Raw genomic sequence first — 25,066 nt, 5'->3', positions numbered from 1 at the left:
ATCGGCAACTGAGCCCGAAACCGACGGCCCGTAAGGCAGTGCGCGGGCCGGACGGCGGCCGGGCTCCTGGACCGGGAGCGCCTGGTCGGCCGGCGGGGCCGGGTGCCAGCGCTCGATCGGGGCCGGGACCGGGCCGGGCTTGTCGATCGACGGCTGCCGGTAGCCGCGGTCGAAGTCGAACGTCGACGTCAGGTCGCCGCACGCGGTCCGGCGCCAGGTGCTGATGTTCGGCTCGCGGACGCCGGTCCACTGCTCGAGGAACCGCAGTACCGACGTGTGGTCGAAGACCTGCGAGTTCACGTGCCCGCCGACCGTCCACGGGGACACCACAGTCATCGGGACGCGCGGACCGAGACCGATCGGCTTACCGGCGTACCAGTCGTCGCCGTCACCGGAGCCGGGCTGCGGCGCGACCGGCGGCGGTACGTGGTCGAAGTACCCGTCGTTCTCGTCGAAGTTGACGAACAGCACGGTCTTCGACCAGGTGTCGGGGTCGGAGGCGATCGCGTCCAGCACGTCGTAGATCAGGTTCGCGCTGGCGACCGGGGTGGACGAGCCTGGGTGCTCGGAGTCGACCGACGACGGGACCAGCCAGCTCACCTTCGGCAGCGTGCCGGCCTTGATGTCGGCGCGCAGCCGCGGCACCAGCGACTCCGGCTCGGAGCGGTACATCGCCTTGCGGAACAGCTTCTGGTGCGCGGCCGGCAGCGTGTCGACGGCCGCGGTGAGCTGCTGCAGCGCGACGGCCCGCTCGGCGTCGTTCTTCGCGAACAGCTTGTCGTAGAACTCCTCGGTGGTCCGGTAACCGCCCGGTACATTGGCGAGGATCCGGTGCCCGACGTCCTTGAAGGTCTTGAAGTACTCGACCGCGTTGTCGGTGAAGTTGTCCCACTCCTGGTAGATCTGCCAGGACACGCCGGCCTTCTCCAGCCGTTCGGGGTACGTCGTCCAGTCGTAGCCGGCGTGGTCGTAGTCGTACGCCGCGTTCGTGACGGCGCGCTGCGTCGTACCGGGTTCGTAGCCGACGGTGCCGGACCACAGGTAGTTCCGGTTCGGGTTGGTGGAGCCGTTGACCGAGCAGTGGTACGCGTCGCAGATCGTGAACGTGTCGGCGAGCTCGTACTGCAGCGGGATGTCGCGGCGCTCGTAGTGCGTCATGGAGGCGGCGGTCTTCGCCTGGACCCAGTCGTCGTTCCAGCCGCCGGCCCAGGCCTGGGTCGCGTCGCCGAAACCGTGCGCGAGTGCGCCGAGGTACTGGATGTCGTCCGGGTTCCGGCCCGCGTCCGCGGCGGCCTTCCGGAGCGAGAACGGGAGCACCTCGCCGCCGCCGCTCTTCGGCTGCTGGAAGATGCTCCGGCCGTTCCGCAGCCGCAGCGGCCGGTGGTCGCCGTACCCGCGGACGCCGCGCAGCGTGCCGAAGTAGTGGTCGAACGAGCGGTTCTCCTGCATCAGCACGATCACGTGCTCGATCGCGCGCAGCCCACCACGCCGGACAGGTTGCGCCATCGCGGTGTGCAGCGACGGTGGGAGCAGCGAGACCGCCGCCCCACCCGCCACCGAACCGAGCACCAGACGCCGGGAGATCTCAGTCATGGCCCGGACCCTAGGTGCAACCCGTATCCTCCGCGAAACGCCGAAGTGAACACTCCCCCTCAGACCGTCCGTCGTTTGAGGCAGTCGGACTAGCCGCGGCGGGTGAGTGCTGCGTGGTGCAGGTTCTCCAGCGTCGCGACTGTGGTGTCCCAGCCCATGCAGGCGTCGGTGATTGATTGGCCGTAGGTCAGGTCTCGGGTCGGGTCGAGGTCTTGGCGGCCCTCCTGGAGGAACGACTCCAGCATGACGCCGACGATCGCCCGGTTGCCGGCCGCTACCTGGGCGCCGATCTCGCCCGCGACCACCGGTTGGCGCTTGTGGTCCTTGCGGCTGTTGCCGTGGCTCGCGTCGACGACGACCCGCTCGGGCAGGCCGCCCTTGCGGAGGAGTTCGACGGCGCCGGAGACCGACTCCGCGTCGTAGTTCGGCCCGCTGTCCGAGCCCCGCAGTACGAGATGGCAGTCCGGGTTGCCGCGCGTGTGCAGGATCGCGGGCGCGCCGTCGTGGTCGATGCCGGTGAAGACGTGCGGTACGGCGGCCGCCTTGATCGCGTCGACCGCCGTGGCGATCGAACCGTCGGGCCGGTTCTTCATCCCGATCGGCATCGACAGCCCGGACGACAACTGCCGGTGCACCTGGCTCTCGACGGTGCGGGCACCGATCGCGCCCCAGCCCACGGTGTCCGCGATGTACTGCGGGGTGATCGGGTCGAGGAACTCACACCCGACCGGGAGGCCGAGCTCGGTGACCTGCACGAGCAGCTTGCGGGCGATCCGCAGGCCGCGGTTCACGTCGCCGGAACCGTCCAGCCCCGGGTCGTTGATCAGGCCCTTCCAGCCGAGCGTCGAGCGCGGCTTCTCGAAGTACACCCGCATCACGACCAGCAGGCCGTCGGACAGCCGCTCCGCAACCGGCGCGAGGCGTTCGGCGTACTCGAGGGCCGCGTCGGCGTCGTGCACCGAACACGGGCCGACGACGACCAGCAGGCGGTCGTCGGTGCCGTTCAGTACGTCGACCACCGCCTGGCGGCCGTCGGCGACCGTACCGGCGAGCGCGTCACCGAGCGGGAACTCGTCGTGCAGCGCCTGCGGCGTGACCAACGGGACGGTCTTCTCGATCCGCCGGTCGACGACGCGGCTCTGTTCGCCCGGTTTCGGCAGGGTGTTCATGATGGGGGACCTTTCCGCCGGTCCGCTCGCGTTGCAGCGCAGGCAGCCGGCTGGAGATACGAGAAAAGGCAAGGACGGATGTCCTTGCCTTCGTGCCGGCTCTGGTGTCTGCGGTGGGCGTCAGCGATCGGCTGAGTCGCCCGGCACCAAGGCCGGCCACTCAAAAAATCGCCAATAGCTACGCTTCACGCCCCCGACAATAGCACCCATGAACACGCGTACCACCCACCGAGACGTCATGCTGCGGAACGTTGGTGGGTAGTAACCAGCTGCGTTCGCCTTCGTTGACTGCTGCAAGACGGGTCGAGACTTCGGGGAGTTGCTGACAGGTGGTGAGGCCGCGGACCTTCGAGTTGGTTCGGTACCGGGATCCCAGTGGTGTGTCCGGGACGGGCGTGGTGGCGGAAGGGTGTGAGTTCACCGACGGGTCGGTGGCCCTGCGCTGGCGCGGTGACAACCCGGCGACCGCCGTCTGGCCGAACGTCGAGTCCATCCTGGCCGTGCACGGTCACCAGGGCGCGACGGAGATCCGGTGGATCGACTCGCCGCGGCCGCCCGGCAACCTGTTCGAGGAGCTGCACCAGGTCCGGTCCGCGAACTCCGCAGATCCGCTCACGCCGCCGCCCGGCCATCCTCGTGGATGGGCAGGGGCCCGACATCTGAGGTAGAAACTGCCCGTGATCCAGATCCACAGCAGGCACCGCCCATGCCCGTGACGCAGATCTACCTGGTCCGGCACGGCGAGCCGGACTACGAGCCGATCGATACCCGCGGCTGGCCGGGGATGGCCGCCGACTCCGCCCCACTGACCGCCGTCGGGATGAAGCAGGCCGAGGAGCTCGCGGACCTGCTGTCCGGCATCCGCGCGACGTACCTGGTCAGTTCCCCGTTCACCCGGGCGCTGCAGAGCGCCGCGATCATCGGCCACCGGCTCGCGCTCGGCGTCAAGGTCGACCACGAGCTCCGCGACTGGCTCCCGGACCACACCGGGCTGTGGCGCAGCGCGGCCGACGTCCGCGCGGCGCAGGCCGAGCTCAAGGAGTACGACGGTGAGTGGCCGGAGGGGATCCCGCGCCCCTGGGAGCCGCTGTCCCGGGTCCGCGAACGCGCGCTGGACGCCCTCGCCCGGCACACCGCCAGCACCGACGGGCCGGTACTCGTAGTGACGCACGCGACCGTGATCCGGGCCCTCACCGGCACGAAGGACCTCGCGCACGGAGCGCACGAGTACTACCGCTACGAAGGCTGAAAACCCCGCCTGAAACGGCGCCTGGGCATCTGCACGTGCAGACGACTTTGCACCGATAAAGTGACCTATGTCACATCAGGTGATGACGTGAACACGCTTTCCGCCTGAAAACCGCCGATCACGGGCCGCGACGGCACGCCCTGGGCACTTCGGGATAACGATGCGCCCGAACTTCGAGACAACAAGGGTTGAACTACGTAAGAGATGAGCATAGTTTTCACCGAGCGCCCGTCCGCGCTTACGGTGAGTCAAGGAGGTTGCCATGTCGAGAGGGATGCCTCGCCTGCCCCGCCCGCTCATGGATCTGTGGGACTGGCAGTCGCAAGCTGCTTGCCGGGACGTCAACCCGGAGCTCTTCTTCTCACCCGAATCGGAGCGTGGCGTTCGCAAACGCGCGCGCGAGATGGTGGCCAAGTCGCTGTGCGGCACCTGCCCGGTGCAGCCCGAGTGCCGGCAGCACGCGCTGTCGGTCGGTGAGCCGTACGGCGTCTGGGGCGGCACCACGGAGTCCGAGCGCGACAACACGGTGCTCCCCGAGCACCGGAAGTCCGCGTAACTCCGTTCGCTGACAGGAAGGCCTGAGAAATCAGGCCTTACCGTCCTCTGCGTCGGTCTCGCCGTCCTTGGACTCGTCCTCGGGCTCCGGCGGCTGCACGGTGGTGCGCGGGTCCCGGTACCGGTCCAGCGACTTCAGGAAGTCCGGATCGTCGTCGGGCGCCATCGGCCGCGCGGCCGGCGGCGACGCGGGCCGTCGTACGGCGGCCTCCGGGCGGCTGACCTGCGTACGCGACATCAGCAGCCAGACGATCGGCCCGGCGAACGGGACGAACACGATCAGGATGATCCACACCAGCTTCGGCAGGTGCGGGACGTCCTCGTCGGGCGTCTGGATGCAGGAGAACAGCGCGTACACGGTCAGGACCAGGCTGATCAGGAACGGCAGAAATCGGACCACGGGTCCAACAGTACGGCCCGTGGTGCCTCAGCGTGCGCTCAACGGGCCGCGGCCGTGAGTCCCCGCGCGCGCAGGACGCTGTTCTCGAGGGGCCGGAAGACGAGCAGCTCGATGCCGACGCCGACCACGAAGATCAGCACGATGCCGGCGAAGACCATCGAGATGTCGGACAGCGACATGCCGTTGTGCAGGAACTGCCCGAGGCCTTCGCCGAGTTCCGGTGAGGTGGCGATCAGCTCGGCCGCCATCAGCGACCGCCACGAGAACGCCCAGCCCTGCTTGAGTCCGCCGAGGAAACCGGGCAGCGCGGCCGGCAGCAGGATGTACCGGATGCCGCCCCAACGGCCGGCGCCGAGCGCCTTCCCGACCCGCGGCAGGATCGGCGGCACCTGGTCGAGCCCGGACACCAGCCCGTTCGCGATCGACGGCACCGCGCCGAGCAGGACGACCCAGTAGATCGCCCGGTCGTTCAGCCCGAACCACAGGATCGCGGCCGGTACCCACGCCACCGACGGCAGGCTCTGCAGCCCGGACACGAGCGGCCCGATGCCCCGCCGTACGACCTGCAGGTTGGCGATCGCGAGCCCGAGCGGTACCGCGATCAGCAGCGAGATCGCGAACCCGATCACCGCCCGGTGCACCGAGACCCAGAACAGTTCGAGGATCTGCCCGCTGGTCACCAGCTGCCAGATCTGCCCCCACACGGCGGCCGGCGCGGGCAGCTTGAATTCGGGCCAGAACGCCGCCGCCCACAACGCCTGCCAGATCGCCACGAACACCACGATCGCGCCGACCGGCGGCAGTACCCGGGCCGCGATCCGCCGCAGCCGGGACCCCTCCGGCGCGTGCACCGGCGTGTCGAGCGCGTCGAGGCCCGCCTCGACGGCGCCCTCTTCCCGCAGGTCAAGCGACGGCATGGCTGCTGATCACCTTCCGCAGCGCGGTGTTGATCTCCTCCACCGTCTCGGGCGTGTCCTCCACATCCCACTCCCGGACGACGCGCCCCGGCCGCGACGACAGCAGTACGACGCGTTGCCCGAGCCGCACGGCCTCCCGTACGTCGTGCGTGACGAACAGGATCGCCGTACCCGTGGCCCGCCAGATCCGCAGCAGCTCGCCCTGCAGGACGTCCCGCGTGATCGCGTCCAGCGCGGAGAACGGCTCGTCCATCAACAACAACGACGGCTTGCCTGCGTCGGCGCTGTCGGTCGTGGAGGCCAGGGCGCGGGCGAGCGCGACTCGTTGCCGCATACCACCGGACAGCTCGTGCGGACGCTTGTCCCCGAGGCCCTTGAGCCGGACCAGCTCCAGCAGCTCGGAGGCCTTCGCGCGCCGCTGTGCCTTCGGTACGCCGGCCATCCGCAGCGGAAGCTCGACGTTGCCGGCCGCCGTCAGCCACGGCATCAGCGCGGCCTCCTGGAACACGACCGCGGGCCGAGACGAGTTCAGCTCGATCGTCCCGGCCGTCGGCCGGTCGAGGCCGGCGACCAGGTTCAGCAGCGTGGACTTGCCGCACCCGGACGCGCCGAGCAGGCAGACGAACTCACCGCCGCGCACCTCGAGGTCGACCCCGTCCAGCGCGACCACGGCCTTCCGGCCGGTGCCGAACGCCTTGCCTACTTGGTGGAACCGCACCGGGCTCAGCTGGTCCGGCGGCGCATCCAGGGTGGCGGTCATTGGTCTCCCCTACTACTTCGAGTCCAAGCCGGCGGCGTCGACCGCGGGCTTGCCTGCCTTGGCGAGTACTTCGTTCAGCGGGCCGAGGTCCGCGAAGCCGGCCACGGCCGGCGCCTGCTTGGCGATGCCCGCGGTGACCTGGTCCTTGGCCAGCTGCGGGAACGTGCTCGCGACCGGGTCCGCGGTGATCTGGATGTGCTCGAACGCCCGGTCGATGACGGCCGGCTTCAGCGCCTTGCCGGTCGCCTCCTTCAGCTGCTCGTTCACCACGGTCTTCGCGTCGGCGGCCTTCGCCGTACTGAAGTCGATCGCGGCGACCAGTCCGGTCAGCAGGGCCTTCACCGTCTCCGGGTGCTCCTGAAGGAACTGCGTACGGACGATCAGCACGGTGGTCGGGAACTTCCCGCCGGGCCACAGCGACGCCTCGTCGAGCAGTACCTTGGCGCCCGCGTCCAGGACGAGCCGCGACGACCACGGCTCAGGCAGCCAGGCCGCGTCCACGTCGCCCTTCTTGAACGCGTCCAGGGTCTGCGCGTTCTCGAGGTTCGTGACCTTGACCTTGCCGGTGAGGTTCTGCTGGGCGAGCCACTTCTTCAGCGACACGTCCTGGGTGTTGCCGAGCTGCGGCGTGACGACGGTCTTGCCGGCCAGGTCGGCGGGCTTGGTGATGGACGGCTTCACGACCAGTTGGGCGCCGCCGGACGTCGTACCGGCGATCAGCCGGACCGCTTGGCCGTTCGACTTCGCGTACGCGTTGATCGCGGGGCCAGAGCCGATGAACGACGCGTCCAGCGAGCCGCCGAGCAGCGCGCCGACCGCCTCCGGGCCGGCGTTGAACTTGGTCGGCACCAGCTTGGTGCTGCCGAGCTCCTTGGTGAACAGCCCCTTGCCGAGGCCGACCAGGGCGGCGGCGTGCGTGACGTTCGGGAAGTAGCCGAGCCGGAGCTCGGTCGCGGGGCCTTTGTCGCTCGAGGCGGACTGGGTGGCGTCGCTGCCACCGGCGCGCGAGCAGCCCGCGGCGGCGACGGTCAGGGCGAGGGTGGCGGCGAGCAGGCGGAACGGGCGAATGGCGGAGATACGCACGAGGGACCCTTTGGTCTCGAAGGTGATTGGTACGGGCCGGAGCAGCGCCGTCGATCAACACCCCGCGGAGTTCACGCGCAGCAGATCGACGTGCCGGCGCCGGGTGAGGGCGTCTCCGGGCGCGTTCGCGATGATCTGCATAGGTCTATGAAAGCGGACAAAGTCAAGCAACCTGCTCTGGTTTCGCGATGTGAGACGAGAAATCGAATGCCGGATCTGGTCAGAAGGGTTGAACCCTGGAGAGGGCGCTCATACGGTCGTCAGCGTGCTGATCCCCCGCTCTCTCAAGACCGAGTACGCCGTCCGGCCGCTGGGCGTCGACGTACCGCGCCCGCGCTTCAGCTGGATCGCCGACGCGCCCGGGTACGGCGCGACGCAGGCGGCGTACCAGCTGCTGGTCGCGTCCGCGCCGGAACTGCTGACGCCGGAGCGCGCGGACGTGTGGGACTCGGGCAAGGTCGAGTCGGCGCGGACGTTCGGGGTCGAGTACGACGGCCCGACGGCGGCGCGGACGCGGTACCACTGGACCGTCCGGCTGTGGGACCAGGACCCGGGCGAGTGGGCCGAGCCGGCGTGGTTCGAGACCGGTCTGCTCGACGAGGGGTTCGGGAGCGCCCAGTGGATCGGGGGCACGACCGACAGCGCCCCGCTCCTACGACGCGGGTTCGCGGTCGACGGGACGGTGCGGCGGGCGCGGCTGTACGCGAGCGGGCTCGGGTACGCCGACCTCCGACTGAACGGACACACGGTGAGCGACGCGGTCCTCGATCCGGGCTTCACGGCGTACGACCGGACTGTCCTCTACGTGACGCACGACGTGACCGACCTCCTGCAGGCCGGTGACAACGTGGTCGGCGCCGAGCTCGGCCGCGGGTTCTTCGGGCTGACCTCGGTGAACGTCTGGCGCTGGCACGACACCCCGTGGACCGCCGACCCGCGGCTGATCGCCCGATTGGTGATCGAGTACGACGACGGCCGGGTGGCCGAGGTCGTCACGGACAAGGCGTGGCGGATCACCGGCGGGCCGACGCTCTCCGACTCGCTCTACACCGGCGAGACGTACGACGCCCGCCGCGCCCTGCCCGGCTGGGACGCGCCCGGGTTCGACGACGCATCCTGGTCCGCGGCCGTGCCCGTCGAGGCGCCGAAGGGGAAGCTGACCGCGCAGGCCCACGAGCCGATCCGGGTGATCGAGACCGTCGAACCCGTCGAGGTCACCGAGGTCCGGCCGGGCGTCTGGATCGCCGACTTCGGCCGTACCGTGGCCGGCTGGACCAAGCTGCAGGTGACCGCGGAGGCCGGTACGACGATCACCCTGACGCACGGCGAGACGGTTGCCGACGGCAACGTGGCGGCCTGGAACGTGCACGTCGACGGCGACCGGATCCAGCGCGACGAGTACATCGCGGCCGGTACCGGCGTCGAGACCTGGGAGTCGCGGTTCTCCTACAAGGGCTTCCGGTACGTGCAGCTCGAAGGGGCACCAGCTCAAGTGCAGATGCGGGTGGTGAACTCCGACGTCGCGTCGGTCACCAGCTTCGAGTCGTCGCAGGCGCCGTACGAACAGTTCGAGCGCGCGATGCGGCGGACGATCCTCAGCAACCTGCACGGGATCCCGACCGACACGCCGTACTTCGAGAAGAACGGCTGGACCGGCGACGCCCAGGTCGGCACGCCGACCATGCTCGCGACACTCGACCTGGCGCGGTTCTTCACCAAGTGGCTCGGCGACATCCGCGACAGCCAGGCGGACTCCGGGCAGCTGCCGGTGATCGTACCGAGCAGCGGCTGGGGTTTCACCGACCTCTCCCCCGCGACCGAGTGGCCGACCGTGTACCCGTTCTTGCTCCGCGAGATGTACCGCTGGTACGGCGACGAAAGGCTGCTGCGCGAGCACTGGGACTCGCTCACCCGGTACCTCGCCTGGGAGCTGGACCGGGTCGAGGACGGGTTGTCCGTGAGCGTGCTCGGCGACTGGCTGCCGCCCGGGTTCGGCGACGGACCGGCACCGGAGGACCGGCGGCTGACCGGTACGGCGTACCTGTACCGGGCGTGCGTGGTGGCCGCCGAGCTCGGTGAGGTGATTGGCCAACCCAACGACTACCGGAAGGCCGCGGCGGAACTCGCGGACGGGCTGAACCGGGCCTTCCTGGACCGCGAAGCCGGTCGCTACCGATCGGCGGAGGACCCCGACTACCGGCAGACGTCGAACGCCGTACCACTGGCGTTCGGGATCGTGCCGGACGAACTGGTCGACAGGGTGGCAGCGGGCCTCGCCGCCGATGTGGAAGCGCGCGGGTTCCACCTCAACACCGGGTGCCTCGGCGTCGGCGTCCTGCTGCCGGTGCTGACCGCGCACGGGTACGGCGACGTGGCGACGAAGGTCGCGCTGCAGCGGAGCTACCCGAGCTGGGGGTACTGGTTCGATCTCGGCGCGGACACCATGTGGGAGAAGTGGGAGGACGACTCGCGGTCGCGCAACCACTACTTCCAGGGCACCGTCGTGCAGTGGATCCTCGAGAACGTCGCCGGGCTCCGGGTGGTCGACGCCGGCGCCGAGCGGATCGTCGTCCGGCCGGACGCCCGCGACGAGGTGGACTCGGCGAGCATCCGCACCGAGACGGTCCGCGGCCCGGTGTCGGTCGCGTGGCGGAAGACGGGGCGGGTGCTGTCCCTGGACGTGCAGGTCCCGGTCGGTACGACGGCCGAGGTGCAGGTCCCGTCGGCGCGCGCGGCGGACGTGGAGGCGGTGCCGCGGTCGTTCGCGGGAACGTCGTCGTACGGCGAGGGTTACACCGTCTACACGGTCGGAGCCGGGCAGTGGTCGTTCACCAGTCGGTCCGCTTCGTGAAGATCAGGTCGCGGACGTCGCGGCCCTCGGCCTGGGCGCGGGACTCGAACTTGGTGACCGGGCGCCATTCCGGGCGCGGCGCCCAGCCGTCGAAGGAGTTGCGCAACGAGGGCTCGGCCGCGCAAACCTCCAGCATCCGGTCGGCGTAGTCCGCCCAGTCCGTTGCCAGGTGCAACGTTCCGCCGGGCTGCAGGCGGGACGCGACCAGCGCGACGAACGGCGGTGTGACCAGGCGGCGCTTGTGGTGCCGCTTCTTCGGCCACGGGTCCGGGAAGTAGATCCGGACCCCGGCCAGCGCGCCGGGGGCGACGTGATCGCGCAGGAAGTCGAGCGCGTCGCCCTGCAGCAGGCGGACGTTGTCGAGGTCGTACTTCTCCACCCAGAGCATCAGCTGCCCGAGGCCGGCCGGGTAGACCTCGGCGGCCAGGTGGTTCACCTCGGGCGCGGCCACCGCGAGCTGTGCGGTCGTCTCGCCCATCCCGGAGCCGATCTCCAGCACCGTCGGCGCCTCCCGGCCGAACCAGCCGGCCAGGTCGACGACGCCGGGCGGCAGGTCCTCCTGAGTACGCCCCAGCTCCGGCCAGTGCGACTCCCAGACGCGCTGCTGCCCGGCCGTCATCCGCACGCTGCGGCGAACGGTACTGAAAACGCCCGCCTGCCTGACCTGATCCGTTGCTCCCACCAAACAAATTCTAGGAGAACTCAGAACTGCAGGGTGCGGCCGGTCTCGAGGTAGGTCTTGAGGTTGGCCAGGATCGGGCCCCAGCCGTTGCGCCAGCCCTCGACGGTGTCCTCGGCGATCTGGTCGTGCACGACCTGGAGCTTGACCACCGTGTCGTTGCGCGGCTCGATCGTGAACGTGACCCGGCCCGGCACCTGCTCGCCGTCGGAGACCTCGTTCTTGAAGGTGTACGCCAGCATCTTCGGCTCGTCGTACACCAGGACCTCGCCGGAGTCGGTGAGGCTGTCGTCGGCGCTGTCGTAGAACCGGACCGGCGAGCCGACCGACCACTCGGACTCGATCCGGCGGCCGAACCAGTACAGCTTGGTGAACGCCCCCGAGGTGAGGGCCTCCCACAGCTTCTCCGGGGTGGTCTCGATGTAGGTCACGTGAATCATGGCCGGCTTGCTCATGGGTTCTCCTCCAGGGCTGCTTTCAGGGCGCTGAGCGCGCGGAGTTTGTCGCGCTCGTAGTTGCTCAGCCACCGCTCGGCGATCTCGTTGATCGGCACCGGGTTCAGGTAGTGGAGCTTGTGCCGGCCGCGTTTGACCGTGACCACGAGGTTCGCGTCCTCGAGGATCCGCAGGTGTTTGGTGACACCTTGCCGGGTCAGGGCGGGCAGCAGCTCGCACAACTCCTGCAGGCTCTGCCCGTTCCGCTCCCGCAAGGCGTCCAGCAACGCCCGCCGCCCCTCGTCGGCCAACGCCTTGAACACCAGCTCCACACCCCGACCATAGGCAACCAAAAGGTTGCCTGTCAAGGACGGCGTACCGAAGAACGGGTAGTGGTCGGGTCCGGCGTGCAGGCGCAGGCGGGGGCGGTGCGGAAATCGGGGCTGGGGCAGGAGTACTACCCGTTCTTCGGTACGGGTCAGTCGTCCCAGAAGAGGTGTGCCACGGTGTTGTGGGCGCGGCGGGTGGTGCGCAGGTAGTCGTCGGCGAAGCGGCCGGACTCGCCGGGCGGGTAGCCGCAGATCCGGGCGACCGCGGCCAGATCGCGCGGGTCCTGCGGGAGCGAGTCGCCGGGACGGGCGCGGACCAGCATGATCGCGTTCCGGATCCGGCTGGCCATCTCCCACGCGGCGCTCAACGTGTCGGCCTCGGACGGGTCGACGAGGTTCGCCGCGACACCCGCCCGGAGCGCGCCGAGCGTCCGGGTCGTCCGGAGACTCGGCACGCGGTGCGCCTCGCGGAGCTGCAGCAGCTGGACCGTCCACTCGATGTCGGCCAGACCGCCGCGGCCGAGCTTGGTGTGGGTGGCCGGGTCGGCGCCGCGCGGGAGGCGTTCGGCGTCCACGCGCGCCTTGATCCGGCGGATCTCCATCACGTCCCGCTCGCTGATGCCGTTCTCCGGGTAGCGCAGCGGGTCGATCAGCTCGCGGAACGACGTGCACAGGTCGGCATCGCCGCACAGCGGGTCGGCCCGGAGCAGCGCCTGCGCTTCCCAGACGGCCGACCAGCGGGCGTAGTACGAGGCGTACGACGCGAGCGTCCGGACCAACGGGCCCTGCCGGCCTTCCGGGCGGAGGTCCGCGTCGATCGCGACCGCCGGATCGGCACCGGGCAGCGCGAGCATCCGCCGCAGCTCGGTCGCCGCCTGGATCGCGAAGTCGGTGGCCCGCTTCTCGTCCGCGCCCGGCAGCGGGTCGTGCACGAACATCACGTCGGCGTCGCTGCCGTACCCGAGCTCGTGCCCGCCGAACCGTCCCATCGCCACGATCGCCATCCGGGTCGGCTCGGGTTCGCCCACAGGAATCAGACGCTGCGCGACGGCCTTGCGGGCGACCTCGAGCGCGGTCGTCAGCGTGCCCACCGAGATGTTGGTCAGCGCGTCCGCCACCGCCTCCACGTCCAGCAGGCCGGACAGGTCGGCGGCAGCGGTACGGAACAGCTCGCGCCGGCGGACCGCGCGGATCGCCGCGACCGCCGCCTCCGGTGCGTCCTGCCGGCGGGCGGCGGCGGACATCTCGGTCAGCAGCGCGTCGGGGGTGCGGGGCGTCAGTTCGCGTTCGTCGGCGAGCATCGCGGTCGCTTCCGGTGCGCGCTGCAGCAGGTCGACGGCGTACCGGCCGCTGGCCAGCAGGTGCGCGAGCCGCTCGGCGGACGCGCCTTCGTCGCGGAGCTGGCGCAGGTACCAGGGCGTGGAGCCGAGCGCGTCCGAGATCGTCCGGAACGCCAGCAGGCCCGCGTCCGGGTCGGGCGACTCGGCGAACCAGCCGAGCATCGCGGGCAGCAAAGCCTTCTGGATCGACGACCGCCGCGACACCCCCTCGGACAGCGCCTCGATGTGCCGCAGGGCGGACGCGGGATCGACGTACCCGAGCGCCGTGAGGCGTTGCTTCGCCGCCTCGGGCGTCAGCCGTACCTCGTCCCCCGGGATCCGGGCGACCGCCGCGAGCAGCGGGCGGTAGAACAGCTTCTCATGCAGCCGCCGTACCTCCAGCGCGTGCTTCTTCCACGCGGCGGTGAGCTCGGTGACCGGGTTCTTCGTGAAGCCGAGCGAGCGGCCGAGGCGGCGCAGGTCGGCCTCGTCGTCGGGGACCTGGTGGGTACGGCGCAGCCGGTACAGCTGGATGCGGTGCTCCATCGACCGCAGGAACCGGTACGCGTCCGCGAGCACCGCGCCGTCCGTGCGGCCGACGTACCCGCTTTTGGTCAGGGCCTCCAGCGCGACCAGCGTCGTACCGCTGCGGACCGACTCGTCGCTGCGGCCGTGCACGAGCTGCAGGAGCTGTACGGCGAACTCGACGTCGCGCAGCCCGCCCGGACCGAGCTTGAGCTGGCGGTCGACGTCCGCGGCCGGGATGTGGTCGATGACGCGCCGGCGCATCGCCTGCACGTCATCGACGAAGCCTTCCCGGTCCGCGGCGGACCAGGCCAGCTGCCCGATCCTCTCGGAGTACTCGCGGCCGAGCTCGGCGTCGCCCGCCACCGGGCGGGCCTTCAGCAGGGCCTGGAACTCCCAGGTCTTCGCCCAGCGCTGGTAGTACGCGAGGTGGCTGTCGAGGGTCCGGACCAGCGGGCCGGACTTGCCCTCCGGGCGGAGCGCGGCGTCGACCGGCCAGAGCGTGCCTTCGCCGGTGTGCGCCGAGCAGATCCGCATCGCCGCCGCGGCCAGCTGGGTCGCGGTCTTCAGGGCCGGTGCCTCCGGGTCGTCGTCCAGCGGCTCGGCGACGAACAGTACGTCGACATCGCTGACGTAGTTGAGCTCCCGGCCACCACACTTGCCCATGGCAATGATCGCGAGCCGGCAGTCGGCGGCGCCGGGATGCGCGGCGAAGTAGTCGTTCCGGGCGATGTGCAGCGCGGTCTCCAGCGCGCCGCCGGCCAGGTCCGCGAGGACGGCGGCGACCTCGTCGACGGGCAGGCCCTCGGCGAGGTCGCGGGCGGCCAGCCGGAGCAGCAGCCGCCGGTACTCGACCCGGAGCGCGTCGATCGGGCTGTCCGCGTCGATCGCGGTGGCGAGCCGGGCCGAGACGTCGTCCACCGACGGGCGGGTGCCGGTCAGCGCCGGGTCGGCGAGGTCGTACCAGTGCCGCGGATGCAGGCTGAGGTGCCGGCCGAGCGCCTCGCTGGCGCCGAGCACGTAGACGAGCCGGCGGCGGAAGTCGGGGTCCATCTCCAGCGTCCGCGCGAACGCGCCGAGGTCGTGGCCGTGCCGGTGCAGCGCCTCGGCCATCGAGCAGAGACCCAGCAACGCGAGGTCCGGATCGGCCGACTCCGAGAGCGTGGTGATCAACTGCTCGGTCGCCAGCGGGCTGTGCGAGTCGAGGGCGTCGAGGTTCTCCAGCATGCCGGCCGCCCGCCGCGGGTCCTCGAACCCGAGCCGGACCAGGCGTCCCTCCCACGACCCTCTCCGAGGTTCAGCCACCCCCGCAGGCTACCCAACCGCACGGCGGGCGGAACCGCCGGTCGGGAAAAGTCTCAACTGGATTGCGGGGAATACACGGTGTCGTGTAGCGGATTCGCTGGGTAGTCGGCATGATGGCTGTCCATGGTCATGATGACGGGGTCGCTCGCCGTGCGCGGCACGGTGGTCTGGTTGACACCCCAGCAGGGCGGACGCGTGTCCGGGCCGCCGGAACCGGACTACGACTACGACTACACCGCGACAGCGTATCTGCCGCCGCGGACCGCGGAGGACGGGCAGGCCGGGATCGCGCTGCGCCGGTTCGCGCCCGGCGCCTGGCGGACGGCCGCCGAAGGCATTCTCGTTCCCGGCAGGGGCAACCGTGCCCAGCAGGTGATCCCCGGCTGCATGGTGGTGATCACCGAAGGGGTCCGCCCGGTCGGCCTGCTGACCGTGGAGGAGGTCAACGCACTGGCCGCCGACGGTACGCCGGTCGCCGCCACCGCGCCGCCAGTTGCCACCGTTCCGCCCGTCGCCACCGTGCCGCCCGTCGCCGTGGTCGCGGAGACGCCGCCGCCCGCCGAGCCGCCGTACCGGCACTCGACCGCCTCGTCCCGCTGGACGTCGAAGCACGGGTCGGACCTGCAGCTGACTGAGTGATTCTGCTCATGCGGCGGCAGACCGCAGCCCCGACGATCTTCGTATGACGAAACGGATCCAGCCCCAGCAGACCGCAGCGTTCTACGCCCAGGCCGTCGCCTCGTTCGGCATCTCGCTCACCGCGATGGCGATCGGCCTGGTCTACCTCCCGGCCACCCCCTGGGTGCGGGCCTTCCTCACCCTCGGCCTGCTGTACGTCGTCACGTCGACGGTCGTGCTCTGCAAGGTGGTCCGCGACCGCCAGGAGGTGTCCGAGGTCAGCAGCCGGGTCGACCAGGCCCGTCTCGACAAGCTCCTCACCGAACACGACCCGTTCAAGATCGACGCCTGACTACAGGACCGGCAGCAGCTTGTTGAGCTCGAACGGGGTGACCTGGCGGCGGTAGTCGAGCCACTCGGCGCGCTTGTTGCGGAGGAAGAAGTCGAAGACGTGCTCGCCGAGGGTCTCGGCGACGAGTTCGCTGTCCTCCATCGCGCTGATCGCCTCGGCCAGGCTGCCGGGCAGCGGCTTGATGCCGAGGGCCTTGCGCTCGCGGGAGGTGAGGGACCAGATGTCCTCCTCGACCTCCGCGGGCAGTTCGTACCCCTCCTCGATCCCCTTCAGGCCGGCGGCGAGCATCAGCGCGAACGCGAGGTACGGGTTCGCCGCCGAGTCCAGCGAGCGGAACTCGACCCGCGACGACTGCCCCTTGTGCGGCTTGTACATCGGCACCCGGACCAGGGCGGAGCGGTTGTTGTGCCCCCAGGACACGAACGACGGCGCCTCGTCACCGACGGCGAGCCGCTTGTACGAGTTCACCCACTGGTTGGTGACCGCGGTGATCTCACCGGCGTGGCGCAGCAGCCCGGCGATGAATGCCCGCCCGGTCTTGGAGAGCTGGTACTGCGCGCCGCCCTCGAAGAACGCGTTCCGGTCGCCCTCGAACAGCGACATGTGGGTGTGCATCCCGGAGCCCGGGTGTTCGGACAGTGGCTTCGGCATGAACGACGCATAGATGCCCTGGGACAGCGCCACCTCCTTCACCACGACCCGGAACGTCATGATGTTGTCGGCGGTCGACAGCGCGTCGGCGTACCGCAGGTCGATCTCCTGCTGGCCCGGTCCGCCCTCGTGGTGGCTGAACTCGACCGAGATGCCCATCGACTCCAGCATCGTGATCGCCTCGCGGCGGAAGTCGTTGCCGATCCCCTGCGGCGTGTGGTCGAAGTACCCCGAGGAGTCCACCGGCTCGGGCGTCGTCCCGGGCGCTCCGGTCAGCGACTTGAACAGGTAGAACTCGATCTCCGGGTGCGTGTAGAACGTGAACCCGAGGTCGGCGGCCTTCGACAGCGTCCGCTTCAGCACGTGCCGCGGGTCGGCGAAGGACGCGGACCCGTCCGGCATGTTGATGTCGCAGAACATCCGCGCGGTGCCCATCGTCTCGCCGCGCCAGGGCAGGATCTGGAACGTCGACGGGTCCGGCTTGGCCAGCATGTCGGCCTCGGTCACCCGGGCGAACCCCTCGATCGCCGACCCGTCGAACCCGAGCCCCTCGGCGAACGCGCTCTCCAGCTCGGCCGGTGCCACCGCGACCGACTTCAGGAACCCCAGAACGTCGGTGAACCAGAGCCGCACGAAGCGCACGTCGCGCTCCTCCAGCGCGCGCAGCACGAACTCCTGCTGCTTGTCCATCAGGCCCACCTCTCCGAGCTCGATCGGGGTCTCTCACAGTGTGCCCCGCTCTTGTTAAGCAGACGTTACGTGCCCGGCCGGACAGAACCCCTCCCAGGGCCTAGCGTGTCCCTTTGTGCAGCCGATCTTCCACTTCGCGCTGATCGTCGCGGCGATCCTCTGCCTGAGCGACCTGATCGTCAGCACCGCGCGGTTCGTCCAGTCGCTGCGCCGGAAACGACCGGCCGAGCGGGACGTCCTCGGCCGCCGCTGGTTGCCGGTCCCGGAGCTCGGGTTCGGCATGGTGGCGTTCTGCTTCCCGGGCCTGCTGACGCTCGGGCTCACCCATCAGGACGAGGCCGGCCTGCCGACCCGGCAGATCCTGCTCGCCGCCCTGGTCTTCGGGTACGCCGGTGCCGTGCTGTCCCGGGTCGTCCGCACCCCGGGCCCCGGCGGGCGCCGGTTCACGCTGCGCGCCGGCCTGCTGCTCGGCCTGCCGGCCGTGTTCGGGCTGGTCTTCGGCCTCTCGGGCCTCGCGGCCTGAACGCCGTTTCGGTTTGGAGCGCCTGCGCGTAGGGAATTTTCCTATACATGACCGCCCCAGAAAATATCCAACTTGCCCGGGTCACCCGGCGTACCCTGCTCGGCGCTTCGGCCGGCGGCGTACTGCTCGGCGGACTCACCCTGCCGACGGCAGCGCACGCGGCCCCCGCGCCGCGCTGCTACACGCGCACCGAATGGTCGGCGCGCCCGCCCAAGTCGCCCACCCAGGTGATCGCGAAACCCGATCACATCGTCATCCACCACACCGCGAGCGCGAACGTCACCGACTACTCGCTGGCCGCGGCGTACAAGGTCCAGCACTGGATCCAGGACCTGCACATGGACACCAACGGCTGGATCGACATCGGCAACCAGCTCACGATCAGCCGCGGCGGGTTCCTGATGGAGGGCCGCAGCCAGTCGTTGTCCGCGATCAACAACGGGCAGAACGTGCTCGGCGCCCAGACCGCGAACAACAACAGCCACACGATCGGCATCGAGCACGAAGGCATCTACGTCACCGAGAACGTGACGACCGCGTTGTTCGACATGTCGGTACTGACGTGCGCCTGGTTGTGCACGAAGTACGGACTGGACCCGCATGCGGCGATCGTCGGGCACCGCGACTACAACACGACCCAGTGCCCGGGCGACGTGTTCTACGCCCGGCTGCCGGAGCTGCGGGACCGGGTGGCTGCGGTTCTGCTCGGCTGATGTCAAAGTGACAGTGGGTGCTCCGACCGTTGGGTGAAAGCACCTATCAGGAGGAGCACTCACATGTCACAGGTCCGGGTTCACAACTTCTCGATCTCCCTGGACGGGTTCGGCACCGGTGAGGGCCAGTCCAGGGAGACGCCCTTCGGTCACGCCGGCGAACGCCTGCACGAGTGGTACGTCGGTACCAAGTACTTCCGGTCGATGGACGGCCTGCCCGGTGGCACGCAGGGTGTCGACAACGCGTTCGCCGAGCAGCACGAGCGCGGGATCGGCGCGGAGATCATGGGCGCCAACAAGTTCGGCCCGCCCGGCTGGCAGGACGACGCCGACTGGAAAGGATGGTGGGGGCCGAACCCGCCGTACCACAGCCCGGTCTTCGTCCTCACCCATCGCCCGCGGCCGTCGATCCCGATGGAGGGCGGTACGACGTTCCACTTCGTCGACGCGGCGCCTGCCGACGTACTGGCGCAGGCCCGGGCGGCGGCCGGTGACGCGGACATCCGGCTCGGTGGTGGGGCTTCGGTGATTCGCGAGTTCCTGGCCGCGGGGCTGGTCGACTACATGCACCTGGCCGTGGTGCCGATCGTGCTCGGTCGCGGGGTCCGGGTGTGGGACGACCAGGAAGGGCTCGAGCAGAGCTTCGACATCGAGGCCGTGAGCTCACCGAGCGGTGTCACGCATCTGAGCTTCACGCGGTCCGGTAAGTGATCCGGCGAATCAGGAGTTCGAACGGTCCGCGGTAGCGCGCACGGCGCATCCAGCCGGCGAGCAGTACGGTCGCGGACCAGGTCGCGACCGCGAGCAGCGCTGTCGTGCTCGTGGTCAGCGTGCCCGACAGATCCAGCAGGTACGGCGTGAACACGACGGCCCAGACCACCGACTGCGCCAGGTAGCAGGTCAGCGATCGTTGCCCGACGGCGGCGATCGCCCGGGTGATCGGGCCGTCGCCGACCCGGTGCGCGATCAGGACGATCAGAGCGGCGTACCCGAGTCCGCCGAAGACACCGGTTGCGTCGTGCAACGGACCGAGGACGGTCAGGGCGTGGTCGCTCGGCCGCGCCAGTACGCCGCCGACGACGAGCGACATCGGCAGCGCGCCCGCGACCGCGATCGTGAGACCGAGCAGGGCCGTCGTCCGGAGCAGGGTGAGGTGTTGGGCCGGGCGTTCGAGGATGCGCCGGCGGCCGGCCCACAGGCCGATCAGGAACGGCACGACGAACCCGATCCAGCCGAGGCCGGCGACGAACGGCTGGACCGTGATCCGCTCGGCGAGCTGATCCAGGAAGCTCGCCGGCAACATCGACGGGTCGGGTCCGTCGGTGGGCAGCGCGTCATTGCTCGGGAGGGCGGTCAGGATCAGGACGAACGCCGCGACCGCGAACAGCCACCGGTCCTTCCAGCGCAGCGCCCAGACGCCGAAGAACAGCAGGACGCCGTACGCCGCGAGGATGTCGCCGATATAGAGCAGCATCGCGTGCGCGAAACCGAGCACGACCAGGACCAGGCTGCGGCGCCAGAGCAGTTCGCGGATCCCCCACCAGTCCGTGCCCGACTCGCGTTGCCGGCGGGCGATCTGCGCCACGCCGTACCCGAAGAGGACGCCGAACATCGGGAACGCGCGGCCGTCGACGAAGGTCGCGATCGCGGTGCCGAGGATCCGGTCGAGCGGTCCGCCTGGTGTCGGGAAGCCGCCGAAGTACGCAGCGCCGGAGAGGAAGTAGTGCGAGTTCGCCAGCGCGATGAACAGCAGCATGAAACCGCGGGCGAGGTCCGGGCCGAGCGCCCGTTCGCTCAGTCCGGTCGGGCCGCCCTGGGTCCTCATGGTGACCAGTCAATCGGTGCGGTCGCGGTGTCACATCCGACGAAAGTCCCGGCCCGGTGAACCTTCGTCGTTGTTCGATGGATCGCATGCACGACGAAGACCTGGCGCGTTGGCAGCGCGGGTGGTCGGCCGCCCGCGGATGGAACGCCGCGCAACGCGTCGACGACGTGACGGTGGTGCGGGTCGGCGAACCGCAGTGCCGGGTCGAGTACGTCGCGACCGAACGGGACGCGGCCGCCGCCGCGCATCTCGCGCTGACCGACTCCAACCCGCCCGGTACGTCGTGGCTGGTGATCGCGACCGCCGAACCGGGGCGGGTCGCTCGTGAACTCCTGCCGCTCGAGTACGTCCGCACCGAGTGGCTGATGAAGATCTCGCTTCCGGAGCAGGCACTCCACCCGGTGCCCGCGCCGTACGCGGTCGAGGTGACCGGCGGCCGGTCGGTGATCGACGTACAGATCTACGGGTACGGCGAACTCGCGGCCAGCGGCCGGATGGCGGTCCTGCACACCGGGGCCGTCGCCGACATGATCCAGACCGACCCCGCCCACCGCCGCCGCGGCCTCGCCCGCGCGGTGATGAGCACCCTCGTCACCACCGCCGTCGCCCGCAACACCACCACGGCCCACCTCTCCGCCTCCCCCCAAGGCCGCCCCCTCTACACCTCCCTCGGCTGGACCACCCTCACTCCCCTCCTCGTCGCCCGAACGGCCGCACCGTGAAGCAACTCATCGCGTTCACCGGACTGCCCGGCACCGGAAAGTCGACCCTCGCCGAAGCGCTCGCGAAAGAAACCGGAGTCCCGGCCTTCGCCGGCGACTGGTTGCTCGGAGCCCTCGCCCCGCACGGCGTCCTCACCGGCCTCGACCGGCCGGCGTTCCTCGCCATGTATTACGACCTGCTCAGCACATTGCTGCGGCGGCAACTGATGCTCGGGCAATCGGCGATCGTGGATTGCCTGGTGAACGCGGAAATCGCGGACCGGTGGGAGAAATTGGCCGCGGAGTACGACGGCCGGTTGCGGATCGTCGAATGTGTTTGCAGCGCTGAAGACCTGCACCGGGAACGACTCGAAGGGCGGCAGCGTGGCATTCCAGGATGGCACGAAGTCGGGTGGGATCACGTGGTGCGGATGCGGAGTGAATACCCGCGGTTGGGGTGGGAGGGGGTAGTTGTGGATGCGGTGAATTCGGTGGGCGCGAACCTCGAGGTGGTGCGGGACTACATTCGGCGTACGTAAGAGGTTGGTGACAGGCGTGGGGTCGGGGCCCTCGACCCAGTAATGTGCTCCCGTGCCTCAGCTTCGGGTTGCTCTTGCTCAGATCGATGTGACCGTCGGTGACATCGACGGGAACACCGACAAGATCGTCGCGTGGACCCGGAACGCGGTCGAGCAGGGTGCGCACGTGGTCGCCTTTCCCGAGCTCGGGCTGACCGGCTATCCGGTCGAGGACCTGGCGCTGCGGGCCTCGTTCGTGGACGCGTCGCAGGCCCGGATCAAGTCCCTCGCGAAGCGGCTCGCCGACGAAGGGCTCGGCGACATCGTGGTGGTCTGCGGGTACCTCGACCGGGCGAGCGGTACGGCGATGGGCATCGACCGGCTCGGCAGGCCGAAGGGCTCGCCGACGAACTCCGCCGCGGTCATCCACCAGGGCACGGTGATCACCAGCGCGGTCAAGCACCACCTCCCGAACTACGGCGTCTTCGACGAGTTCCGGCACTTCGTCCCCGGCAACACGCTGCAGGTCGTCCGCGTCCATGGCATCGACGTCGCGGTCGTGATCTGCGAGGACCTCTGGCAGGACGGCGGCCCGGTCGCCGTCACCCGGGAGGCCGGCGCGGGCCTGCTGCTCGTCGTGAACAGTTCGCCGTACGAGGCCAACAAGGACGACGTCCGTGGTGACCTGGTACGCCGCCGCGCCCGCGAGGCCGGGTGCGCGCTCGCGTACGTGAACCTCGTCGGCGGGCAGGACGAGCTGGTCTTCGACGGCGACTCGCTGATCGCGGACGCCGACGGCACGATCATCGCCCGCGCCCCGCAGTTCGAGCAGGGCAGCATGATCGTCGACCTCGACCTCCCGGCCGCCTCCGGTACGCCGACCGGTACCCACGAGGGCATCGAGATCGTGCACACCGTGCTGCAGTCCGGCGAGCTCGCGCCGTACGACGCGATGACCCCGAGCATCGCGCCGCGGCTGTCCGACGAGGCCGAGATGTACGGCGCGATCGTCACCGGGCTGCGCGACTACGTGCAGAAGAACGGGTTCAAGTCCGTGCTGCTCGGGCTGTCCGGCGGCATCGACTCCTCCCTGGTCGCCGCGATCGCCTGCGACGCGATCGGCGCCGAGCACGTGTTCGGGATCTCCAACCCGAGCGTGTACTCCAGCGACCACTCCAAGGACGACGCCGCCGAGCTCGCCGCCCGTACCGGCCTGAACTACCGGGTGATCCCGATCCAGCCGATGGTGCAGCCGTTCCTCGACACGCTCGGGCTGACCGGCCTGGCCGAGGAGAACCTGCAGGCCCGGGTACGCGCGGTGATCTGGATGGGCCTGTCGAACTCCGACGGCCACCTGGTACTTGCCTGCGGCAACAAATCGGAGCTGTCCGTCGGGTACTCGACGATCTACGGCGACGCCGTCGGCGGGTACGCGCCGCTCAAGGACCTGCCGAAGACGCTGGTCTGGCGACTGGCGAAATGGCGCAACGAGGACGCGAAGGCGCGCGGGCAACAGCCGCCGATCCCGCAGAACTCGATCGTCAAACCACCGTCCGCCGAGCTCAGCCCCGGTCAGCGGGACACCGACTCGCTACCGGCATACGACCTGCTCGACGACATGCTGGACGACTACGTCGAGCAGGACCGCGGCAGTGCGGAACTCGTCGCCGCGGGATTCGACCCCGAGCTGGTCACGAAGGTGATCGGGCTCGTCGACAGGGCGGAGTACAAGCGCCGGCAGTACCCACCGGGCCCGAAGCTCACGCACAAGGCCTTCGGACGGGACCGCCGGTTGCCGATCACCAATGCATGGCGTGAGGACGCACGGAAGGCAGCCGAGCACTGAGCGACTCCTGGCGGTACCGCCCATCCCAAGAATCCGCGTGGGGCTCCGAGGAGGAGCCCGGCTCCGGCCGCTCCGGCCTGTCCGGCGAGGTGAGCTCACCCACAGGCGGTGGCGCTTACCCTCCGCGACGATGGGACGATGACGGCATGGTTGACAACTACCTGTCGGCCGGTACCCCAGGCGACGACGACGGATCGCCGTACGGGACCGGACCGAAGAACCAGGCAGCCGACGACAACCGCCGCTCGGACTACGACAACGACAGTTGGCGGGACCGCGGTCCCGCCCTCAACCCGTCGCCGTCGCTACCGAACGCACCCCGGACGTACGAACGCGGCCCGGTGCCGCAACAGCCCTACGTCCCGAAACCGCCGTACCTCCCGACCGCGCCACCGCCGCCCGGTCAGCCGCCGTACTACGAGGCGCCACGCGAGGAACAGAATCCGTTCCGCCCACAGCCGCCCGCCCAAGGCCGGCCGAGCCCGTTCGGTCCGGGTTCCAGCAACACCACACCACCCCCTCCCGCCAACAGCAACTGGACCAGCCCCGCCCCAAGCCCGTTCCCACCCCAGAACAACGCCGTCAACAGCAACGGTTCCGCCAACGGGTCAAGCAGCGCTCCAACCAACCCGCCCACCAGCGGGCCCGGCAACAACTCGTCCAGCAGGCCCGGCAGCGGCTCGTCCAATGGGACCGGCAGCGGCTCGTCCAATGGGACCGGCAACGGGTCGTCCAGTGGGACCGGCAACAGCTCGTCCAGTGGGACGGGCAACGGGTTGGCCACTGGGACAAGCAACGGGCCGGGCACTGGCTCGGGCAACGGGTTGAGCAACGGATCGACCACAGGGTCGAGCAACGTGTCGGGCAACGGGTTGGCCAGTGGGACGGGCAACGTGCCGGGCTATGGGTTGAGCAACGGATCAGGCTATGAGTCGGGCAATGGACTGAACAACGGCTCGGGCCATGGGTCAGGCAACGGCTCGGGCTACGGGTCAGGCAATGGGCTGAGCGACGGGTCCGGCCATGGGTCAGGCAACGGGCTGAGCAACGGCTCGGGCCATGGGTCAGGCAACGGCTCGGGCCATGGGTTAGGCTATGGGTCGGGCAATGGGCTGAGCAACGGCTCGGGCTATGGGTCGGGCAATGGGCTGAGCGACGGTTCGGGTAATGGGTCGAGCAACAGCTCGGCCTATGGGTTGAGCAACGGGCTGAGCGACGGCTCGGGTAATGGGCTGAGCAACGGCTCGGGCAATGGGTCGAGCAACGGTCTGAGCAGCAACGGTCTGCCGCCGCACCAACCACCGCGGCCTCCCCAGCGCCTGCAACCTCCGGCTCCCCGCCCCCAGGACAACACCGAACCCCAACGCCGCCACGAACCAGGCCCCGGCCCAGAACCCATCTGGGGCCAGTCCTCCCCACCCAGCCCCTGGGCCCCCCGCACCACCCCACCAACCCCAACAC

The 25,066-nt window shown here is 69.9% G+C and carries 26 protein-coding genes; 12 read left to right on the top strand and 14 right to left on the bottom strand.

All coding sequences use genetic code 11. The features are described 5' to 3' along the window. Together VFF46_RS01290 and VFF46_RS01285 are read right to left on the bottom strand one after the other, a co-directional pair. Window positions 1-1,593 (bottom strand): phosphocholine-specific phospholipase C (locus VFF46_RS01290; RefSeq protein WP_325035102.1); only part of this gene is annotated, 1,593 nt, incomplete at its 3' end. An 89-nt stretch (window positions 1,594-1,682) separates the two neighbouring features. Further along, on the bottom strand, window positions 1,683-2,762 hold the full coding sequence (locus VFF46_RS01285) for a 3-deoxy-7-phosphoheptulonate synthase (protein ID WP_325035101.1): 1,080 nt from the start codon (window positions 2,760-2,762) through the stop codon (window positions 1,683-1,685). A 380-nt stretch (window positions 2,763-3,142) separates the two neighbouring features. Between VFF46_RS01285 and VFF46_RS01280 the strand changes: the two genes are divergently transcribed. The 3 genes from VFF46_RS01280 to VFF46_RS01270 all read left to right on the top strand — a co-directional run bounded on the left by VFF46_RS01280 (window position 3,143) and on the right by VFF46_RS01270 (window position 4,567). Further along, window positions 3,143-3,430 (top strand): hypothetical protein, encoded by a 288-nt coding sequence (locus VFF46_RS01280; RefSeq protein ID WP_325035100.1) that lies wholly within the window; start codon window positions 3,143-3,145, stop codon window positions 3,428-3,430. A 38-nt stretch (window positions 3,431-3,468) separates the two neighbouring features. Beyond that, the gene (locus VFF46_RS01275) at window positions 3,469-4,011 is read left to right on the top strand and encodes a histidine phosphatase family protein (RefSeq protein WP_325035099.1); all 543 of its coding nucleotides are present in this window, start codon (window positions 3,469-3,471) and stop codon (window positions 4,009-4,011) included. Between the two features lie 262 nt (window positions 4,012-4,273). Continuing rightward, window positions 4,274-4,567: a WhiB family transcriptional regulator gene (locus tag VFF46_RS01270; protein ID WP_134097793.1), complete on the top strand. Its 294-nt coding sequence runs from the start codon at window positions 4,274-4,276 to the stop codon at window positions 4,565-4,567. A 30-nt stretch (window positions 4,568-4,597) separates the two neighbouring features. Here the strand turns inward: VFF46_RS01270 and VFF46_RS01265 are convergent, their stop codons facing one another. Genes VFF46_RS01265 through VFF46_RS40570 form a run of 5 tightly spaced genes read right to left on the bottom strand, consistent with a single transcriptional unit; the run spans window position 4,598 to window position 7,867 of the window. Beyond that, entirely contained in the window at window positions 4,598-4,966 is a 369-nt protein-coding gene (locus VFF46_RS01265; protein ID WP_325035098.1) for a PLD nuclease N-terminal domain-containing protein, read from the bottom strand. Between the two features lie 38 nt (window positions 4,967-5,004). Then, window positions 5,005-5,883, bottom strand: coding sequence for an ABC transporter permease (locus VFF46_RS01260; RefSeq protein WP_325035097.1), 879 nt, complete (start codon window positions 5,881-5,883; stop codon window positions 5,005-5,007). Then, window positions 5,870-6,643 (bottom strand): ABC transporter ATP-binding protein, encoded by a 774-nt coding sequence (locus tag VFF46_RS01255; RefSeq protein ID WP_325035096.1) that lies wholly within the window; start codon window positions 6,641-6,643, stop codon window positions 5,870-5,872. The genes VFF46_RS01260 and VFF46_RS01255 overlap by 14 nt, the downstream gene beginning before the upstream one ends. 12 nt (window positions 6,644-6,655) lie before the next feature. Further along, window positions 6,656-7,726, bottom strand: a complete 1,071-nt coding sequence (locus VFF46_RS01250) for an ABC transporter substrate-binding protein (RefSeq protein ID WP_325035095.1) — start codon at window positions 7,724-7,726, stop codon at window positions 6,656-6,658. A 54-nt stretch (window positions 7,727-7,780) separates the two neighbouring features. After that, on the bottom strand, window positions 7,781-7,867 hold the full coding sequence (locus VFF46_RS40570) for a putative leader peptide (RefSeq protein ID WP_414673026.1): 87 nt from the start codon (window positions 7,865-7,867) through the stop codon (window positions 7,781-7,783). 124 nt (window positions 7,868-7,991) lie between these two features. Between VFF46_RS40570 and VFF46_RS01245 the strand changes: the two genes are divergently transcribed. Further along, window positions 7,992-10,577, top strand: coding sequence for a family 78 glycoside hydrolase catalytic domain (locus tag VFF46_RS01245; RefSeq protein ID WP_325035094.1), 2,586 nt, complete (start codon window positions 7,992-7,994; stop codon window positions 10,575-10,577). On the opposite strand, the gene trmB is transcribed toward VFF46_RS01245, so the two are convergent. The 4 genes from trmB to VFF46_RS01225 all read right to left on the bottom strand — a co-directional run bounded on the left by trmB (window position 10,555) and on the right by VFF46_RS01225 (window position 15,090). Continuing rightward, window positions 10,555-11,259, bottom strand: coding sequence for a tRNA (guanosine(46)-N7)-methyltransferase TrmB (trmB, locus tag VFF46_RS01240; protein ID WP_325035093.1), 705 nt, complete (start codon window positions 11,257-11,259; stop codon window positions 10,555-10,557). The two genes, VFF46_RS01245 and trmB, sit on opposite strands and share 23 nt — an antisense overlap. Window positions 11,260-11,279: 20 nt before the next feature. Continuing rightward, window positions 11,280-11,711, bottom strand: coding sequence for an SRPBCC family protein (locus VFF46_RS01235; protein WP_325035092.1), 432 nt, complete (start codon window positions 11,709-11,711; stop codon window positions 11,280-11,282). Further along, window positions 11,708-12,022 (bottom strand): ArsR/SmtB family transcription factor, encoded by a 315-nt coding sequence (locus VFF46_RS01230; protein ID WP_325035091.1) that lies wholly within the window; start codon window positions 12,020-12,022, stop codon window positions 11,708-11,710. Before VFF46_RS01230 ends, VFF46_RS01235 begins: the two co-directional genes overlap by 4 nt. A 146-nt stretch (window positions 12,023-12,168) precedes the next feature. Then, window positions 12,169-15,090 (bottom strand): bifunctional [glutamine synthetase] adenylyltransferase/[glutamine synthetase]-adenylyl-L-tyrosine phosphorylase, encoded by a 2,922-nt coding sequence (locus tag VFF46_RS01225; RefSeq protein WP_325035103.1) that lies wholly within the window; start codon window positions 15,088-15,090, stop codon window positions 12,169-12,171. Window positions 15,091-15,291: 201 nt separating this feature from the next. Between VFF46_RS01225 and VFF46_RS01220 the strand changes: the two genes are divergently transcribed. Both VFF46_RS01220 and VFF46_RS01215 read left to right on the top strand, forming a co-directional pair. Next, window positions 15,292-15,807: a hypothetical protein gene (locus VFF46_RS01220; protein ID WP_325035090.1), complete on the top strand. Its 516-nt coding sequence runs from the start codon at window positions 15,292-15,294 to the stop codon at window positions 15,805-15,807. 43 nt (window positions 15,808-15,850) lie between these two features. Then, window positions 15,851-16,138, top strand: a complete 288-nt coding sequence (locus VFF46_RS01215; protein WP_325035089.1) for a YiaA/YiaB family inner membrane protein — start codon at window positions 15,851-15,853, stop codon at window positions 16,136-16,138. Here the strand turns inward: VFF46_RS01215 and glnA are convergent, their stop codons facing one another. After that, window positions 16,139-17,479, bottom strand: coding sequence for a type I glutamate--ammonia ligase (gene glnA / locus VFF46_RS01210; protein WP_325035088.1), 1,341 nt, complete (start codon window positions 17,477-17,479; stop codon window positions 16,139-16,141). Between the two features lie 115 nt (window positions 17,480-17,594). Here glnA and VFF46_RS01205 point away from each other — a divergent pair, with 115 nt between their 5' ends. The 3 genes from VFF46_RS01205 to VFF46_RS01195 all read left to right on the top strand — a co-directional run bounded on the left by VFF46_RS01205 (window position 17,595) and on the right by VFF46_RS01195 (window position 19,426). Then, window positions 17,595-18,002, top strand: a complete 408-nt coding sequence (locus VFF46_RS01205) for a hypothetical protein (protein WP_325035087.1) — start codon at window positions 17,595-17,597, stop codon at window positions 18,000-18,002. A 47-nt stretch (window positions 18,003-18,049) separates the two neighbouring features. Continuing rightward, a complete protein-coding gene (locus VFF46_RS01200; protein ID WP_325035086.1) occupies window positions 18,050-18,715 on the top strand; it encodes a peptidoglycan recognition family protein in 666 nt (221 codons plus the stop codon). A 63-nt stretch (window positions 18,716-18,778) separates the two neighbouring features. Continuing rightward, window positions 18,779-19,426 (top strand): dihydrofolate reductase family protein, encoded by a 648-nt coding sequence (locus VFF46_RS01195; protein WP_325035085.1) that lies wholly within the window; start codon window positions 18,779-18,781, stop codon window positions 19,424-19,426. Here VFF46_RS01195 and VFF46_RS01190 read toward each other — a convergent pair. Next, a complete protein-coding gene (locus VFF46_RS01190; RefSeq protein ID WP_325035084.1) occupies window positions 19,407-20,540 on the bottom strand; it encodes a DUF418 domain-containing protein in 1,134 nt (377 codons plus the stop codon). The two genes, VFF46_RS01195 and VFF46_RS01190, sit on opposite strands and share 20 nt — an antisense overlap. An 86-nt stretch (window positions 20,541-20,626) precedes the next feature. On the opposite strand from VFF46_RS01190, the gene VFF46_RS01185 reads away from it, so the two are divergent. From VFF46_RS01185 to VFF46_RS01175, 3 genes are read left to right on the top strand one after another with little or no spacing between them, the layout of a single operon-like run. Continuing rightward, window positions 20,627-21,262 (top strand): GNAT family N-acetyltransferase, encoded by a 636-nt coding sequence (locus VFF46_RS01185; protein WP_325035083.1) that lies wholly within the window; start codon window positions 20,627-20,629, stop codon window positions 21,260-21,262. Continuing rightward, entirely contained in the window at window positions 21,259-21,780 is a 522-nt protein-coding gene (locus VFF46_RS01180) for an ATP-binding protein (protein ID WP_325035082.1), read from the top strand. Before VFF46_RS01185 ends, VFF46_RS01180 begins: the two co-directional genes overlap by 4 nt. A gap of 52 nt (window positions 21,781-21,832) precedes the next feature. After that, entirely contained in the window at window positions 21,833-23,605 is a 1,773-nt protein-coding gene (locus VFF46_RS01175) for an NAD+ synthase (protein ID WP_325035081.1), read from the top strand. 415 nt (window positions 23,606-24,020) lie between these two features. Here the strand turns inward: VFF46_RS01175 and VFF46_RS01170 are convergent, their stop codons facing one another. Continuing rightward, the gene (locus tag VFF46_RS01170) at window positions 24,021-24,497 is read right to left on the bottom strand and encodes a hypothetical protein (protein ID WP_325035080.1); all 477 of its coding nucleotides are present in this window, start codon (window positions 24,495-24,497) and stop codon (window positions 24,021-24,023) included. Window positions 24,498-25,066: the final 569 nt, after the last annotated feature.

The organism is Kribbella sp. (genome assembly GCF_035655035.1).
GTDB lineage: Bacteria > Actinomycetota > Actinomycetes > Propionibacteriales > Kribbellaceae > Kribbella.
This window is presented reverse-complemented; position numbering and strand designations above follow the sequence as displayed.